This is a genomic window from Bordetella sp. FB-8 (assembly GCF_000382185.1).
Taxonomy (GTDB): Bacteria; Pseudomonadota; Gammaproteobacteria; order Burkholderiales; family Burkholderiaceae_B; genus Bordetella.
The window spans coordinates 3,749,960-3,766,086 of record NZ_KB907784.1; the positions used below are offsets into that span (position 1 = coordinate 3,749,960).

Consider the following 16,127-nt stretch of genomic DNA (forward strand, 5'->3'; position numbering starts at 1 on the left):
TTTCCTCGAGAAGCACCCGGATGAACACGAAGGTCGAAAACGGCTCCCCCCCTAGCGCATCGTCCCGGATGGACGATGCGCTAGCGCTCGTCAAGCAGGGATTCCAACTGTGCGGACAGCGCCGCTTCGAGCAGGCCGTGGCGAGCTTGGACCAGGCCCTCGCAATCGAGCCCGATTTCGCCGAAGCCTGGATCAGCCGCGGCATCGCCCTCTTCTATCTCGGGCGCCTTGAAGAGGCCGTGGCCAGCTACGACCGCGTGCTGGCGCTGCAGCCCGATGCCGACGCCTTCAGCAGCCGCGGACTGGCCCTCTATGCCCTGGGCCGATTCGATCAAGCCGTTGCCAGCTATGACCGTGCGCTGGCCCTCAAACTCGACGCCGAATCTTTCAACACCCGTGGCCTGGCCCTGCACAAGCTTGGCCGCTTCGACGAGGCGGTCGCCAGCTACGACCGCGCGCTGACGCTCAGGCCCGATTACGCCGAAGTCTTCAACACGCGCGGCGCGGCGCTTGCGAAGCTGGGGCGCTTTGACCAGGCGCTGGGCAGCATCGACCAGGCGATCTCCCTCGGGTCGGGCTCGGCCGAAGTCTGCCTGATCGTCGGCGTCGAACTTCATAATCTTGACCGCTTCGACGATGCACTGGCCTGCTACGATCGGGCGCTGGCGCTCAATCCGCATTATGCCGACGCGCATTTTCATCGCGCCATGCTTCTGCTGAGCATCGGAGACTTTGCCCGCGGCTTCGAAGACTATCGCTGGCGCTTCCGAATCGAGGATGAAGCGCGACGGCCTGCCCGCCCCGAATACCTCACCTGCCCCGACTGGGACGGCGAGCCGCTCGCCGGCAAACGGCTGGTAGTTTTCGTCGAGCAGGGCTTCGGCGACGCCCTGCAATTCGTGCGCTACGTCCCGCTGGTGGCCGCGCGCGGCGCCCAGGTAACCTTGTTCGCCCCGGTGCCGCTGATCAAGCTGTTGCGCGACTCGCTACCCGGCGTCGACGTAACGGATCGCCTGCCCGATACCGCCGTCTTCGACTTCCAGGCGCCCATGCTCTGCCTGCCGCGGCTTTTCGGCACGTCGCTGGACACGATTCCTGCCCAAACACCGTACCTGCTTGCCGACCAGGCCGCGGCCGCGGCCTGGTCGCAGCGCCTGGCATCCCTACCGGGCTTGAAAGTGGGCCTGGTATGGGCCGGCAGCAGCCGGCTGCCCGGCATCGACGCGCGCCGCAGCCTGAAACTCGCGCAGTTTGCCCCGCTGGCGGCCGTTCCTGGCATTGAATTCATCAGCCTGCAGATCGGCGAGCCAGCCATGGAGGCCGCGACGCCGCCCGACGGATTAGGGCTGGTCGATTGGACCGGCGAAATATGCGACTACGCCGATACGGCGGCGCTGATCGCCGGCCTGGATCTGGTGATTACCGTTGACACCTCGGTGGCTCATCTGGCGGGGGCGCTGGGCAGGCCGGTCTGGATTCTGTCGCGCCACGACGGCTGCTGGCGCTGGCTACGGGGCCGGCAAGACAGCCCCTGGTATCCGAGCGCACGTCTATTCCATCAGCCGGCGCCGGGGCAATGGGAACCGGTCATCGACCAGGTCACGGCGGCACTAAATGCGCTTGTTTCAAAAAAAACCTTCCCGTCGACCGCGACGCGCCAACGCCCATCCGGCGATGCATTGGAATACGTCAAACAGGGCTTTCAATTGTCCGGCCAGCAGCGTTTCGATGAAGCCGTGGCCAGCTTCGACAGGGCGCTCGCGCTCAAGCCCGATCTCGCCGAGGCCTGGATTAGCCGCGGCATTGTGCTCTTTTATCTCGGGCGTTTCGATGAAGCCGTAGCCAGCTACGATCGCGTGCTCGCGCTCGCTCCCGATGCCGAGGCGTTTAACTGCCGCGGCGCGGCCTTGTACTGCCTTGACCGGCTCGAGGAATCGGTGGCGAGCTACGACGAAGCGCTGGCGCTCAAGCCTGACGCCGAATCCTTCAACACCCGTGGCGCGGCCCTCCACAAATTGGGCCGCTACGAGGAAGCGGTCGCCAGCTACGACAGCGCGCTGGCGCTCAGACCCGACTACGCCGAGGCGCTCGACAGCCGCGGCGTGGCGCTCGCGAAACTGGGGCGCTTGGATCAGGCGCTGGACAGCGTCGACCGGGCAATCGCTCTCGAATCACCGAATTCCGCCGCGGTCTGCCAGGACATCGGCATCGCGCTTCACAATCTTGGGCGTCCCGCCCAAGCCCTACCCTACTACGATCGCGCGCTGGCCCTCAATCCCGACCACGCCGACCTGCGCTTTCACCGAGCCCTGGCGTTGCTGAGCACGGGCGACCTGGCGCGTGGCTTCGAGGAGTATCGCTGGCGATTCCGAATAGAGAACAGGTCAAAACCCATCAAACCCGACTGGCTCGCCTGTCCTGAATGGGAAAACGAGCCGATCACCGGCAAACGCTTGGTGATTTACGTCGAACAGGGCCATGGCGATACCCTGCAGTTCGTCCGCTACGCTCCGATGGTGGCCGCATGCGGCGCGCATGTCACGCTCTTTGTTCCGCCGGGGCTGCTCAAGTTGCTGCGCGCTTCGCTGCCGGGCATCGAGGTAACCGACCGTCTGCCCGAGACCGCCACCTTCGACTTCCAGGTTCCCATGCTTTGCTTGCCGCGAATTTTCGGCACGACACTGGGTACCATTCCCGCCGAAATTCCGTATCTGATCGCTGATGAGACTGCGGCGGCGGCCTGGTCGCGGCGGTTGGCAGCGCTGCCTGGACTCAAAGTGGGCCTGGTCTGGGCCGGCAGCAAAAACCTGCCCAGCCTCGATGCGCGCCGCAGCCTGCACCTTGCCCAGTTTGCCCCGCTCGCGGCCGCTGCTGACATTCGATTCATCAGCTTGCAGATCGGCGAGCCGGCCGAACAAACCAAGGAGGCGCCCGCGGAGCTGCACCTGATCGATTGGACCGACGAGATACACGACTACGCCGACACCGCAGCCCTGATCGCTGGCCTGGACCTAGTGATAACCGTCGACACGTCGGTGGCGCACCTGGCCGGGGCATTAGGCCGTCCCGTCTGGATCTTGTCGCGCCACGACGGCTGCTGGCGCTGGCTGTTGAACCGGGAGGACAGTCCCTGGTACCCAACCGCGCGCCTTTTCCGCCAGTCCGCCATGTGCGAATGGGACCCGGTGATCACGCGAGTCGCGGCGGCATTGCAGGAGTTTTCCTCGCAACGCAGCACTTCCAAGCCAAACTCGGTCATCGGCGGCGCTCTGGCCACCGCCGACGCGCAACATGTCGACCCCGCGGTGGCGCTGGTCAGGCACGGCCTGCAGCTGAGCTACCGGCGGCGTTTCGACGAAGCCGTGGCGAACTTCGATCAAGCCGTCGCCCTCAAACCGGATTTCGCCGAAGCCTGGGCCAGCCGCGGTATCGCCCTCTTTGCGCTCGGCCGATTCGGCGAGGCGGCAAGCAGCTACGACCGCGCGCTGGCGGTGCGGCCCGATGCTGAAATCTTCAGCATCCGCGGCCTGGCCTTGTACATGCTAGGCCAGCTCGACCAAGCCGTAGCCAGCTACGACCATGCGCTGGCGCTGCAGCCGGACTACGCCGAAGCACACCTAAACCGCGCCCAGGCCCTTCTGCGCGCAGGCGATCTGGCGCGCGGCTTCGAGGCTTATCGCTGGCGCTTCCAGATCGAAGACCGGCCCGTGCGGCCCGAATGGCTGGCATGTCCCGAATGGAATGGCGAACCCATTGCCGGCAAGCGGCTGATCATCTTCCACGAGCAGGGTTTCGGTGACAGTCTGCAGTTCGTACGCTACGTGCCGATGGCCGCCGCGCGCGGTGCGCAAATCACGCTGTTCGTCCCGCCGGCGCTGACGCGGCTGCTGCGCGCGTCGCTGACCGGCGTCGAGGTGGTCGACAGCCTGCCCAAGAACAGCTTGTTCGATTTCCAGGCGCCGATGCTCGACCTGCCGCGGATTTTCGGCACGACGCTGGATACGATTCCTGCCGAGACTCCCTACCTGGTCGTCGAGCCGGCCGCGGCGGCAGCCTGGTCGCGGCGGCTGGCCAGCCTGCCCGACCTGACGCGGCCCGACCTGACGCGGCCCGACCTCAAGGTCGGCCTGGTGTGGGCTGGCGGCAAGGATCGGGCGTATGACGAACACCGCAGCATGACACTCGCCCGGTTCGCCGGACTCGCAGCCATTCCCGGCGTCCAGTTCATCAGCTTGCAGTGGGGCGATTCAGCCGCGCAAGCCGGGACGCCCCCCCCCGGGTTCACACTGGTCGACTGGACCGGCGAGATCGGCGACTACGCCGATACGGCTGCGCTGGTCGCCGGCCTGGACCTGGTGATCACGGTCTGCACCTCGGTGGCGCACCTGGCCGGGGCGCTGGGCAAGCCGGTCTGGATCCTGTTGCACGACGGCTGCTGCTGGCGCTGGCTGATGAACCGGGAAGACAGCCCTTGGTACCCAAGCGCGCGGCTTTTCCGCCAACCGGCACTGGGACAGTGGGATCCGGTCGTTGCCGACGTCGCGGCGGCGCTGCGCAGGCTCGCGCCGGAGACTGCGGCTCGCGGGCCGGCACTCGCCGCGGGCGATGCGGTGGCGCTCGTCAATCACGGCGTCGAGCTAGCCCATCAGCGCCGCTTCGACGCCGCCCTGGCGAGCTTCGAGCAGGCCATCGCGCTCAACCCCGATCTGGCCGAAGCCTTGCTCAACCGCAGCATCGCGCTTTTCTATCTCGGACGCCTGGAAGATGCCGTCAGCAGCTACGACAGCGCGCTGGCGCTCAAGCCGGATTGGACCGAGGCGCTCGGCAACCGCAGCGCGATCCTGGATACCCTGGGCCGGTGCGATGAAGCGCTGGCCGGCTACCAACGCATCCTGGCGCTGGAGCCGGATCGCGCCGATGTACGGTGGAGCCGTACGCGTGCACTGCTGCGCACCGGCGACCTGACCCGTGGCTTCGATGCCTATCGACAGTGTCTGCGGCGCTACGCGGAGCCGTCCGAACTCGCATGCCCCGAATGGAACGGCGAGCCGCTTGCCGGCAAACGGCTGGTCATCTTCAGCGAGCATGGCTACGGCGATACCCTGCAATTTGTACGCTATGCCCCGATGGCGGCCGCGCTCGGCGCGCACGTCACGTTGCTCGCGCGGCCGGCGCTGACGCGGCTGCTGCGCGCGTCGCTGCCCGGCATCGAGGTGGTCGACAGCTTGCCCAAGACCGCCGAGTTCGACTTTCAGGTTCCCATGCTGTGTCTACCGTCACTTTTCGGCACGACGCTGAACACCGTCCCTGCCCGAACGCCCTACCTGCTTGCCGAACAGAGCGCGACAGCAAGCTGGACGCGGCGTCTGGCGGCCTTGCCTGGCCTTAAGGTCGGCCTGGTTTGGGCCGGCAACAGCGCAAGATCGAACGACGCGCATCGCAGCCTGCAGCTGGCCCAGTTCGCCGCGCTCGCGGGCGTTGCAGACGTGCAATGGGTCAGCCTTCAGGTCGGCGAGCCCGCCGGGCAGGCAAAGATGCCGCCGGCCGGACTCAGGCTGCTCGACTGGACCGGCGAAATCGACGACTACGCCGACACAGCCGCGCTGGTCGCGAGCCTGGACGTGGTGGTTTCCGTTTGCACGTCGGTCGCGCATCTGGCCGGAGCGCTGGGCAAACCGGTCTGGATTCCCTTGCATTACGACAGCTGCTGGCGCTGGCTGCTGGACCGCAAGGATAGCCCGTGGTACCCGAGCGCGCGCCTTTTTCGTCAGCCTGCCCTGGGCGCGTGGGAGCCGGTCATGACCGAGCTGGCAGCGGCGTTGGAAACGCTGGCATCGAAAAAATCACTGGAGAACAGCCGGGCAAATGCGCAGGCCGATGCCGTTGCGCTGGTCAAGCAGGGCATCCAGCTGGCTGGGCAGCAGCACTTTGTCCAAGCCATGGCCAACTTCGACAGCGCCCTCGCGCTCGCGCCCGATTTTGCCGAAGCCCTGATCGTGCGCGGCATCGTTCTCTTCGATCTCGGGCGCTACGAGGCTGCGCTGGCCAGCTACGACCGCGTGCTGGCGCTTCAGCCCGACGCCCAGGCATACAGCTGTCGCGGCGCGGCCCTCTACAACCTGGGCAGACTCGAAGAGGCGGTAGCCAGCTACGACAGCGCCCTTGCGCTCGCGCCCGACGCCGATGCCTTCGATACCCGCGGCGCGGCTTTATACAAGCTAGGCCGGTTCGAGGAAGCCGTGGCCAGCTACGACGGCGCGCTCGCGTTCAAACCCGACGCCGAAATCTTCACTCGCCGCGGCGCGGCCTTGTACGACCTGGGCCGGTTCGACCAAGCCGTGGGAAGCTACGACAGCGCGCTCGCGCTGCGGCCTGACTCCGTCCAAGCCTTGAACAGCCGCGGCGCCGCGCTGGGCAATCTCGGACGGCACAATGAAGCGCTGGCCTGCTATGACCGTTTGCTGGCGCTCGATCCGGATCATGCCAAGGCGCAGTGGAACCGCTCCCTGGTCCTCTTGCGCACGGGCGACTTGAAACGCGGTTTCGAGGCCTATCATTGGCGCTTCCAGGCAAACGAGGCACCGCGGCCCGCGTTCACGTGCCCACAATGGGCAGGCGAGCCGATCGCCGGCAAACGTCTGGTGGTTTGCCATGAGCAAGGCTACGGCGATACCCTGCAGTTCGTGCGCTATGTCCCGATGGCCGTCGCGCTGGGCGCGCACGTCACCCTGATGGTTCCCGGGGCGCTGATCCGGCTGTTGCGCGCATCGCTGCCCGGCGTCGAGGTGGTCAGCCATGTGTCCGAGGACACCTTCTTTGACTACCAGGCGCCGATGCTCTGCCTGCCTTGGGCTTTTGGCACGACCCTGGACACGATACCCGCCCAAACGCCGTACCTGCTTGCCGACCAGAATGCTGCAGCAAGCTGGGCGCGGCGTCTGGCGGCCTTGCCTGGACTCAAAGTGGGACTGGTGTGGGCCGGCGGCAAGAAAATCCCCACGGCGGATATGCGGCGCAGCCTGAAGCTCGCTCAGTTTGCGCCGCTTGCGGGCGTTCCCGGCATTCAGTTCATCAGCCTGCAGATCGGCGAGCCGGCCGAACAAGCCAAGGCCCCCCCTCCCGGGCTCGATTTGATCGATTGGACGAACGAGATCGGCGACTACGCCGATACGGCTGCGCTGGCCTGCAACCTGGACTTAGTTATCACCGTGGACACCTCGGTGGCACACCTGGCCGGCGCGCTTGCCCGCCCGGTCTGGATCCTGTCGCGCCATGACGGCTGCTGGCGCTGGCTGCTGAACCGGGACGACAGTCCCTGGTATCCGACCGCGCGCCTTTTCCGTCAATCCGCCACAGATGGATGGGAACCGGTCATGGCCAGGCTCGCAACGGCATTGCAGGCCTTTTCGGCCGGATAAGTCTGCCATCGCCTCGTATTCTGGTTCCTCGAGAATCGTGAGATTGCGCGATTGTTGATATAACCAAAAGTTAGTAATAAACCGCTTTGACCGGCGTCAAAAGCGTACAGACGATGGCGCTTGCCGGGCAAGGACGCTCGCAGGCACGCCCAAGCCACAATCCGGGCCTGCAGGCGAGCACCGCCGCTCAGAGACGACATTGGGACGTATTAGGCCAAGAATCGATGAGAGCGATGGGTTCGACAAACAATGCATATCTACCCGGCGGATCTCGGACATGACTGATATCAGTATGCCGATCTGCGATCTGGATCTCACGCGACTGCGCAGGGACCTGCTTCGGTTCGCGCGCCTGCAATTGCGAGACGACGCAGCGGCCGAGGATGCGGTGCAAGAAGCGATGCTGTCAGCCCTTACCAAGATGAGGGATTTTCGAGGCCAGGCACAGTTGAGCACGTGGCTCTTTGCGATTCTCAAGAATAAAATCATAGACATACTTCGCGCTCGCAACCGCTTCCAGCCTGTCGAAACCGACCCCGATGACTTGCCAGCCGATACCTTTGATGGGCTGTTTGACGGCAGAAATCATTGGCAAAAGGACGAACGACCTGCATTTTGGGGAGATCCCGAAGCCACACTGGCGCAGCAGCAGTTCTGGACAGTGCTTCAGACTTGCCTGGACAGGCTGCCGGCCAAAACCGCCCGTATTTTCATGATGCGCGAATTCCTCGAATTGACGCCCGAGCAAGTCTGCGCGGAATTGGGCATCAGCAAGTCCAATTGCGGCGTCATTCTTCATCGGGCCCGAATGACATTGCGCATCTGTCTTCAGACCAGATGGTTCGATGAGCGGGGTTCAAGAAAATGCTGAACTGCAAGGAAACCACCGAGTTGATCTCCAAAGAGGCCGACGAACGCCTGTCCCTCAAGGAAACACTCACCGTGCACGTGCACATGATGATGTGCAACGCCTGCCGCAATTTTCGCTCGAACATCCATTTTTTACGCCGGGCATGCCAGGCTGCGGCGACGATCGATGCTTCTGAGGACGCTTCTTCGCCAGGCCAGCGCTGAAAACCAAAGCGCCAAGCTTGCCAAGGCAGATCGGCCTATGCCACTTTGAAATCGCATCATGAAGTCAAAAGCGGCTTATTTACAGCGACTTGACGATGTTTCCTGGAATCGGATTCATACTGCGATAACCGTGCATTTTCACTCGTCGCTGCGGAACAGGCACACTCCAGAGCCGCGGAAATATTGAATTCGGTAAGCAAGCAGAACGGATTCATTCCCAATATGTACGCCGAAATGGTGAGCTTTCGCGCGCTGCTTGATACCTGCCTTCATGGATTCCGCCTGTTTCGCGCCGAATCCCAACTGACGCCTGTAGCGCAGGAAACCGTTTGTCTCGTGATTTCCCCAATCAACGCAGGCATGCACTGTGTCGCCGCGCATCGCGCGATCGCCAACGCGGTATCGAAGGCGCCCGCGGAATCACGGTCTGGCGATCAGCTGGTGATGGGCATCGACACCGATATTGCCGCGCGACATGCCATGGGCTTTGCCGTCTGAGTGATACACCAGAAGCACGGCATTGTCATGCGTCAAAGGCTCGGGCGCGATAACCGTGACCGTTGCTTTGCCTTGACGGCTTGCCACGAAACTATTGGTTTTTCCCGTACCGTCCAAGGGTGTGAACCCGATCGGTTTTTGGTCGAAGTGATTCTCGAACAGACTATAGGTACCGCCCGGCTTCAGATGTGACAGCAAAACTTTCACTTTCTCATGGCCGTCTTTCATAGGCATGAGCGTGACCTTGCCGGTAGCGCCAAGCCATGCAGCCAGCGACAAGCCCAGCGGCTTGTCCTGCGCATTGACGATATGAAGGCTTCCCGCATCGCCAATACGGGCATTGCGCACGCCCGCGGCATGCGCAATGCCTTGCGGGCCGACGCCGGCCGTCGCCGAAGGCTGCGCAACAAATACCTGCGGATCGATCGGAGGCGACTGATGCGTTTCAGTCGAGAAGAATTCGGCATGCGTGACAAAGGGCAGCACGACATTGTGTGCGTATGCTGGCGCGGCCAGGATATATCCGCCCAACCCAATAAGCCCGCCGACAAGAACGGCCGCAAGTGGGGATTTTCTTTGCTTATTCATGATTGCTGATTCCTTGGTAATGATATTGAAATGAACAGGGGTGTAAACGAGACAGGCGCGCCGCCTTTGCAGTCAAAGCGCACACCATTTTGAAACTATCGACTTCCAGATCGGGCTGCATCCGCGCGCGCGCTGCGCCAGTACCTGACGCCTTCATCCACGGACCATTTGCCTGGCCCCCAGGCGACCACAGCCAGCAGCATCAGCCCCCAGATCTTGTGATCGGCGAAGTCGCTCGTATTGAGCAGGCCCGTCAGGAGTCCATGAGGCCACAATGCTGGATAGGAGATCACGGCAATGCCGTTATAGATAAAGAGAAACAGCGCGGTCAGACGGCCCAGCACCCCAAATCCGATCAGCCATGGCGTGACTAACTCGACCCAGGTTCCAATCACTGCGGCCAAATCGGGAGAAAGCAAAGGCACCTGATACGTAGTGTTGAATAAAAACTGCGTGCCGGAGGGGTCCTCGATCTTGACCACGCCTGCGCGCCAGAATGCGATGGCCACCCAGATTCGCATGATCAGCAGTACGGTGGGCCCGAGCCAGCGGGCAAGCCAGTCTTGGCCTCGCGCATAGCATTCAGTGAGTTGCTTGATCATGAGGCTTTCTCCGTTTCAGTTGGCACGAGCGCTTGGATATTCATCACGAGATGGCTTTGCACCAGACCCATCACACACGCACTAAGGTCGAATTCCGGATCCAGGGCGTATGCCGTGGCGTAGGCGGCATCGACCGATCGCCCTCTAATGATGGCATCGATGCATGCGTGGCTTGCTGTGTGTAGCCGCGACATTGCAACTTGATCTGCGTCGCGCCAGATCAAAACGCTCTCGCCGGTGCGCGGTAATGCCGACGGAGCATTTTCCGGATCTGTCGCAAAGCGCCATATTGTCAAAACAGGATGCGCGCTTGCGACGACGCCCATGCTAGGAACAAGGCCGAGACGAATGGGGCCATCGACCAAGGCCAGCCCATCCACAAACGCCGACACCGACATGGGCTGGGCGTCGGCAGCCAGCGCGACCTGCTGGCGTTGCCACTCAAGCCGGGCGACATCGCCGAGGTAGGCAATCCCGGCGACTTGCACTTGCATCGCGAGGAATTCCCCGAACATCTCGCCGAACTTTTGCAGGTTCCCGCATCGCGAAGGAAACGCGCGCCGATATTGCAGCGCGGTTTGATCGAAATAGGCATCGCCCACCAGCGCACGGACGGCGGGATACGCCGTTCTGAGCGCCGCGGCGTGTATTTCCTCGCTGCTATGCCGATAGATGTCGAGCCGCTGAACCGGCGCAAGACCTCCCGCCTCGACCCAAGCAGCAGGGTCTTGCTCGCCACGCCCATGGAGCGCGTCGAAAAAGCGTCGCTGCAAATCATCCAATGCGGGATTTTCGTGCATCGAGAACCTCCTGGGCACGTGCCGCCTGGCCAAGCAGAACTTCCAACTCCGGAATGTCCTGATCCCATTCGATGAGCGTAGGCACCGCGCCAAAGCGCTCAATCGCCTCGGCATACAGCGCCCAGACCGCGTCGGAAACCGGTTTGTCGTGCGTATCGATGAGCAGCGGGACGGGCAGGCCGTCCTTGCTCGTATGTCCGGCAAGATGGATCTCGCGAACACGATGCACAGGAATGGCGCGCAGATAGTCGCGCGGGTCGAACTTGTGGTTTACGCTGTTCACGTAAATGTTGTTGACATCGAGCAGCAGGCCGCAGCCGCTGCGGCGCACCACCTCGGCAACGAAATCCCACTCGGCATAGTCGTCTGCGCGAAACCGCAGATAACTGGAGACGTTCTCGACAAGTATTTCGCGGCCGAGCACATCCTGCACCTGCCCTATCCGGGAGGCGAGCAGCGTTACGGCTTCCCCGGTAAAGGGCATGGGCAGCAAATCGTTGCTGTGCAGGCCTGCGATGCCGCCCCAGCTCAGATGCTCGGAGACCAGGGCCGGGCAATATTGGTCTACAAGCGCTTTCAACCGGCGAAGGTGCTCGGCGTCCAGCCGGCCCGCTGCGCCCATCGACAAGCCGACGCCGTGCAAGCTGAGGGGATAGTCCGCGCGCACGCGCGACATTAAGTCATGGATTGCGCCGCCGCGAGGGAAAAGATTTTCGCTGTGCACCTCGAGCCAGGCAATGGCCGGGCGCTCGCTGACAATGCGATGTATGTGGGGCCCGCGCAAGCCGACGCCCGCCGCAGCGGGCACCGGTAGCGAGGCCGATACCAATACCGGTTTGACGCCATGCAGCGGGCCCCACGCCATCATGACCTCAGACCTGCCCGGGTTTGGCGCTGCCGCCATCGAGCTTGTCGCACAGGCCGGCGGGCACCGCGATGAACGCCTGGGGATCGCGCGCCTTCGAATCCTGCCCCGCGCAGGAGTGGCCCGGCGATTGGCAATCGTTCTTGAACGCAGCATTCACTCCGTAGCACATGGAGAGATGATGCGTCTTCATGTAGCTCATCATTTTCTCGGCCTGGGGCGTCATTTTCATCATGCCCTGGGCGGCCGCGGACGACGCGATCGTCGCGGCACCGAGTGCCAAGCTACCTACCAGCGTGGCCTTGAGGATTTGCGTGCTGTTCATTGAAGTCTCCTGAAAGAGATGGCGGCGCCGGAAAAAGTCCGGTCGCATCGCAATGGCGGCATCAGGCGAAGAAAATCAGGCCTTGCATGGCGATCCTTGCCACGCGTGATGCGCTCCTTTCTTAGACGAACCAAGCGCAGTCCGTTTACAGGAAAATTCAGGCAAACATATCCGGCTGGCGCTGCGCCTCGTCCATGCCGGCAAAATTGCTCAGCCCCACCCCCGCCAAGCGGTAGAGCGTGTAGGGGGGCAACGTGACGCGTTCGCGCATGCCCAGCGCCAATTCGGCCAGTTCCTGCGGCGTGGCCACGGGCTGTGGCTGCGTATGGCTGCGGGTCAGGCTGCGAAAGCGGTCGGTCTTGAGCTTGAGCACCACCGTGCGCCCCGCTACGCCCTTCCTGCGCGCCTGTTCCCAGGCCTTGGCCGACAGGCGCCGCAGTGTCTCGTCCAGTTGGTCTAGCCGCAGGTCGATCTCGAACGTTGTCTCGGCCGATACCTGCCGGACGGCCAGGTCCGGCTCTACCGCACGCTCGTCTATGCCACGCGCCAGCTCGTAGAGGCGATAGCCGTAGCGGCCGAAATGCAGTTCCAGTTCGGCCGCGGCGTGCTGTCTGAGCTCACCCACGGTATGGATGCCCAGCTCCAGCAGGCGGGCCTGCATCACCTTGCCCACGCCCGGCACCTTGCGCACCGGTAGATCCAGCAAGAACGCCTGCACGCGCGAGGGTTTGATGACGAAGAGGCCGTCCGGCTTGTTCCAGTCGGACGCAATCTTGGCCAGGAACTTGTTGGGCGCCACGCCGGCCGAGGCCGTCAGCCCGGTTTCGGCGCGGATCTGGGCGCGTATGACCTGCGCCACCTCGGTCGCCGAGGCCAGTCCCTGCTTGTTGACCGTCACATCCAGATAGGCCTCGTCCAGCGACAAGGGTTCGATCAAGTCGGTATGGCGCGCGAAGATGCCACGCACCTGGCGCGACACGGCGCGATAACGCTCGAAGTCGGGCGGCACGCAAACCGCCTGCGGGCAGAGCCGCCGCGCACGCGCCGCCGACATGGCCGAGTGAACGCCGAAGCGCCGGGCCTCGTAAGAGGCCGCGCACACTACCGAACGCGGCCCGGTCCAGGCCACCACCACGGGCAGACCGCGCAATTCGGGGCGGTCGCGCTGCTCGACCGACGCATAGAACGCGTCCATGTCGACATGCACGATCTTGCGTTCGGACGAAGCCAAATGCCTTATTGCTTGATATGGAACCAGGCGTCGGGATTGGCGCCGGTCTGGGGCGGAATATAGACGCTACACGAGGGCGAACTGAAGTACACCGCATCGTGCATGGCGCGCATGGCCTTGGCGTCCCAGATGCTCCTGCCCCACATTTGCACATGCACCCGGGTGCGGTCCGGGCCCGCCGCGCTGATTTCGACGCGGGCCATTTCCCGGCTGTCGACCAGATTGGCCACCACGCGCAGGCGGCCGCTGTGCGCAGCCTGATCCAGGCCGCCCTGCACGTGGTAGGCGCCGCTGCCCAAGAGGCACAACTTGGCCTGGTCGAGCGCCGCTTGGTAGGCCTGCCGATAGCCCACCGGCGCGTCGAAATCGCCCGACAACGAGGTGCCGTTGGGCCCCAGGCCGACCGCGCAGCCCGACAGGGCTGCCGCAACCAGCGCAACGGCGGCGCACTTTGCTTGCTTGATCATGATGCCTCCCTATGCATAAGTCCGGCATTATCCCGCATTCCCGGGGTGCGCCTGCACACTCGCTCGCCAGACTGGAAAACGCCTGAATCCATCGCAATGCGCTGCGCCCGCTCGAGCGCCGGGTCTCGTTCTGGCTCCGCGGCAGGCTCTATGGCATGATCGAGCGATGGCTACCTTGACCTTGCGGATGGAACGCGCGCCCACGCCGCTAGGTGAAATGCTGATCGTCACCGACGAACAGGGCCTGCTGCGCGCGCTGAACTGGGGCGATCACGAATCGGACATGCTCAGGCTGATGCGCAATCACTACCGCAAGGATGCGGTGCAACTGCAGGAAATCCGCCGCGCATCGCCTGCCATGCAAGCGATGCTGGCTTATTTCGAAGGCGACCTGGCCGGTATCGACCACCTGCCCGTACTGACCGGCGGCACGGATTTCCAGCGCCAGGTGTGGGCCGCCCTGCGCGAGATTGCGTGCGGCTCGACGATCAGCTACCTGGATCTGGCCACCCGCATCGGCAAGCCTGCGGCCGTGCGGGCCGTGGGCATGGCCAACCATGCCAACCCGATCAGCATCGTCATCCCCTGCCACCGCGTCATCGGCAGCGACCGCACGCTCACCGGCTACGGCGGTGGGCTGCACCGCAAACGCTGGCTGCTGGAACACGAGTCCGAATATCGGCAGGGGCGGTTGATCTAGGATGCATGGCGTTTACTGTGATTTGACGTACGGCAAGAGCGCGATGCCTTGAAAGACCACCAGTTCTTGAGACGTTCGCCGCGTCTGCGCGAGGGCCGGGGGCGGCCTGTTGGAGGCTGCCAAGTCCGGATAAAAATGGCGGGAAAGTCCGGGCGCGCTGTCTGAAGCCCCGCAGGGGCGAGTCCGCGCCCCGACCGGCGGCTTCAATTAGAGCAAGCACCATCCCGATCCAGGTCCTATTCACACCACGGCTAGGCCGCCTTCGCCTTGCGCAATCCTTTGCCTTCGATATTGGGCAGGAACACCGTCAGCAATCCCAGCAAAGGCAGATAGGCGCAAAGCTGGTACACGTATTCGATGCTGGTCCTGTCCGCCAGTTCGCCCAGCAGCGCGGCACCCACGCCGCCCATGCCGAAGGCAAAGCCGAAGAACAGGCCCGCGACCATGCCCACCTTGCCCGGGATCAGCTCCTGCGCATAGACCAGGATGGCCGAGAATGCCGACGCCAGGATCAGGCCAATGATCGACACCAGGATACCCGTCCAGAGCAGATTGACATGCGGCAGGATCAGCGTGAACGGCGCCACCCCCAGGATCGAGACCCAGATCACCAGCTTGCGGCCTAACTTGTCGCCGATCGGACCGCCGATGATCGTGCCCACCGCCACCGACGCCAGGAACAGGAACAGGAACATCTGCGCCGAACGGATGGTCAGGCCGAATTTGTCCATCAGATAGAAGGTGAAATAGCTATTCAGGCTGGCCAGATAAAAATACTTGGAGAAGACCAGCATGCCCAGCACCGCCAGCGTGATCCCCACCCGGACGCGCGACAGTGCCACGGCGCCGCCGACCTTGCGGGCCTTGGCCTTCAGGCGCCAGCGGTTGGCGGCATACCAGCGGCCGACCTGCGACAGCAGCACAATGGCCGCCAGCGCCACCAGCGCGAACCACGCCACGCTGCGCTGGCCGTGCGGAATGATGATCAGCGCCGCCAGCAGCGGCCCCAGCGACGAGCCCAGATTGCCGCCGACCTGAAAGAGCGACTGCGCCAGGCCGTGCCGCCCGCCCGAGGCCATGCGCGCCACACGCGAGGACTCTGGGTGGAACACCGACGATCCCGTGCCGACCAGGCACGCCGCCAGCACCAGGAAACCGAAGGACGGCGCAACCGACAGCATGAGCAGGCCCGACAGCGTAAAGCCCATACCCACCGCCAGCGAATACGGCAGGGGTTTCTTGTCTGTATAAATACCCACGCAGGGCTGCAGCAGCGAGGCCGTGATCTGGTAGGCCAGCGTCAGCAGCCCGATCTGCGCGAAGCTAAGCGAGAAATTGTCCTTGAACATGGGATACAGAGCCAGCAGGATGGACTGAATCATGTCGTTCATCAGGTGCGCCGCGCTGATGGCGCCCAGCACCTTGAAGGCGGTGGACTGGGCGTTGGGATCGGCGGCGGGCTGACCGGGCATGACGCCTGGAGCGGAGGTCTGCAGTACGGTGCTCATGGGATACTCGGGTAAAAGAGGATATCTTGCTGATTCGATAGAGTGTAATAA

At 63.6% G+C, this 16,127-nt stretch carries 13 protein-coding genes; 4 read left to right on the top strand and 9 right to left on the bottom strand.

The genetic code is table 11. The annotated features are described in order from the left end of the window. Positions 1-20: 20 nt before the first annotated feature. The 3 genes from H143_RS21735 (at position 21) to H143_RS0117915 (ending at position 8,492) form a co-directional block, all read left to right on the top strand. The gene (locus H143_RS21735; RefSeq protein ID WP_081627089.1) at positions 21-7,418 is read left to right on the top strand and encodes a tetratricopeptide repeat protein; all 7,398 of its coding nucleotides are present in this window, start codon (positions 21-23) and stop codon (positions 7,416-7,418) included. A 277-nt stretch (positions 7,419-7,695) separates the two neighbouring features. Next, a complete protein-coding gene (locus H143_RS0117910) occupies positions 7,696-8,289 on the top strand; it encodes a sigma-70 family RNA polymerase sigma factor (protein ID WP_019939641.1) in 594 nt (197 codons plus the stop codon). Further along, on the top strand, positions 8,283-8,492 hold the full coding sequence (locus tag H143_RS0117915; protein WP_019939642.1) for a zf-HC2 domain-containing protein: 210 nt from the start codon (positions 8,283-8,285) through the stop codon (positions 8,490-8,492). Before H143_RS0117910 ends, H143_RS0117915 begins: the two co-directional genes overlap by 7 nt. 138 nt (positions 8,493-8,630) lie before the next feature. Here the strand turns inward: H143_RS0117915 and H143_RS22575 are convergent, their stop codons facing one another. The 8 genes from H143_RS22575 to H143_RS21085 form a co-directional block, all read right to left on the bottom strand. Beyond that, positions 8,631-8,873, bottom strand: a complete 243-nt coding sequence (locus H143_RS22575) for a hypothetical protein (protein ID WP_019939643.1) — start codon at positions 8,871-8,873, stop codon at positions 8,631-8,633. A 39-nt stretch (positions 8,874-8,912) separates the two neighbouring features. Continuing rightward, positions 8,913-9,578, bottom strand: a complete 666-nt coding sequence (locus tag H143_RS0117925; RefSeq protein WP_026350209.1) for a hypothetical protein — start codon at positions 9,576-9,578, stop codon at positions 8,913-8,915. A 95-nt stretch (positions 9,579-9,673) separates the two neighbouring features. Next, positions 9,674-10,180: a DoxX family protein gene (locus tag H143_RS0117930; RefSeq protein WP_019939645.1), complete on the bottom strand. Its 507-nt coding sequence runs from the start codon at positions 10,178-10,180 to the stop codon at positions 9,674-9,676. Next, positions 10,177-10,980 (bottom strand): DNA-binding domain-containing protein, encoded by an 804-nt coding sequence (locus H143_RS0117935; protein ID WP_019939646.1) that lies wholly within the window; start codon positions 10,978-10,980, stop codon positions 10,177-10,179. The genes H143_RS0117930 and H143_RS0117935 overlap by 4 nt, the downstream gene beginning before the upstream one ends. Then, on the bottom strand, positions 10,955-11,848 hold the full coding sequence (locus tag H143_RS0117940; RefSeq protein WP_019939647.1) for a DUF692 domain-containing protein: 894 nt from the start codon (positions 11,846-11,848) through the stop codon (positions 10,955-10,957). The genes H143_RS0117935 and H143_RS0117940 overlap by 26 nt, the downstream gene beginning before the upstream one ends. A gap of 4 nt (positions 11,849-11,852) precedes the next feature. Continuing rightward, a complete protein-coding gene (locus tag H143_RS0117945) occupies positions 11,853-12,170 on the bottom strand; it encodes a DUF2282 domain-containing protein (protein ID WP_019939648.1) in 318 nt (105 codons plus the stop codon). A gap of 157 nt (positions 12,171-12,327) precedes the next feature. Next, positions 12,328-13,401 (bottom strand): DNA polymerase IV, encoded by a 1,074-nt coding sequence (gene dinB, locus H143_RS0117950; protein WP_019939649.1) that lies wholly within the window; start codon positions 13,399-13,401, stop codon positions 12,328-12,330. Positions 13,402-13,406: 5 nt separating this feature from the next. Next, positions 13,407-13,868 carry a BPTD_2524 family lipoprotein gene (locus H143_RS21085; RefSeq protein WP_019939650.1) on the bottom strand — a complete coding sequence of 154 codons (462 nt, stop codon included), beginning with the start codon at positions 13,866-13,868 and terminating at the stop codon, positions 13,407-13,409. Positions 13,869-14,034: 166 nt separating this feature from the next. On the opposite strand from H143_RS21085, the gene H143_RS23155 reads away from it, so the two are divergent. Then, positions 14,035-14,568, top strand: coding sequence for a methylated-DNA--[protein]-cysteine S-methyltransferase (locus H143_RS23155; RefSeq protein WP_196801329.1), 534 nt, complete (start codon positions 14,035-14,037; stop codon positions 14,566-14,568). A gap of 251 nt (positions 14,569-14,819) precedes the next feature. Here the strand turns inward: H143_RS23155 and H143_RS0117965 are convergent, their stop codons facing one another. Continuing rightward, positions 14,820-16,076: an MFS transporter gene (locus H143_RS0117965; RefSeq protein ID WP_019939652.1), complete on the bottom strand. Its 1,257-nt coding sequence runs from the start codon at positions 16,074-16,076 to the stop codon at positions 14,820-14,822. Positions 16,077-16,127: the final 51 nt, after the last annotated feature.

Coding starts and splice junctions, on each gene's coding strand:
- H143_RS21735 (WP_081627089.1), top strand. CDS start 21: ATGAACACGAAGGTCGAAAACGGCTCCCCCCCTAGCGCATCGTCCCGG.
- H143_RS0117910 (WP_019939641.1), top strand. CDS start 7,696: ATGACTGATATCAGTATGCCGATCTGCGATCTGGATCTCACGCGACTG.
- H143_RS0117915 (WP_019939642.1), top strand. CDS start 8,283: ATGCTGAACTGCAAGGAAACCACCGAGTTGATCTCCAAAGAGGCCGAC.
- H143_RS22575 (WP_019939643.1), bottom strand. CDS start 8,873: ATGCGCGGCGACACAGTGCATGCCTGCGTTGATTGGGGAAATCACGAG.
- H143_RS0117925 (WP_026350209.1), bottom strand. CDS start 9,578: ATGAATAAGCAAAGAAAATCCCCACTTGCGGCCGTTCTTGTCGGCGGG.
- H143_RS0117930 (WP_019939645.1), bottom strand. CDS start 10,180: ATGATCAAGCAACTCACTGAATGCTATGCGCGAGGCCAAGACTGGCTT.
- H143_RS0117935 (WP_019939646.1), bottom strand. CDS start 10,980: ATGCACGAAAATCCCGCATTGGATGATTTGCAGCGACGCTTTTTCGAC.
- H143_RS0117940 (WP_019939647.1), bottom strand. CDS start 11,848: ATGATGGCGTGGGGCCCGCTGCATGGCGTCAAACCGGTATTGGTATCG.
- H143_RS0117945 (WP_019939648.1), bottom strand. CDS start 12,170: ATGAACAGCACGCAAATCCTCAAGGCCACGCTGGTAGGTAGCTTGGCA.
- H143_RS21085 (WP_019939650.1), bottom strand. CDS start 13,868: ATGATCAAGCAAGCAAAGTGCGCCGCCGTTGCGCTGGTTGCGGCAGCC.
- H143_RS23155 (WP_196801329.1), top strand. CDS start 14,035: ATGGCTACCTTGACCTTGCGGATGGAACGCGCGCCCACGCCGCTAGGT.
- H143_RS0117965 (WP_019939652.1), bottom strand. CDS start 16,076: ATGAGCACCGTACTGCAGACCTCCGCTCCAGGCGTCATGCCCGGTCAG.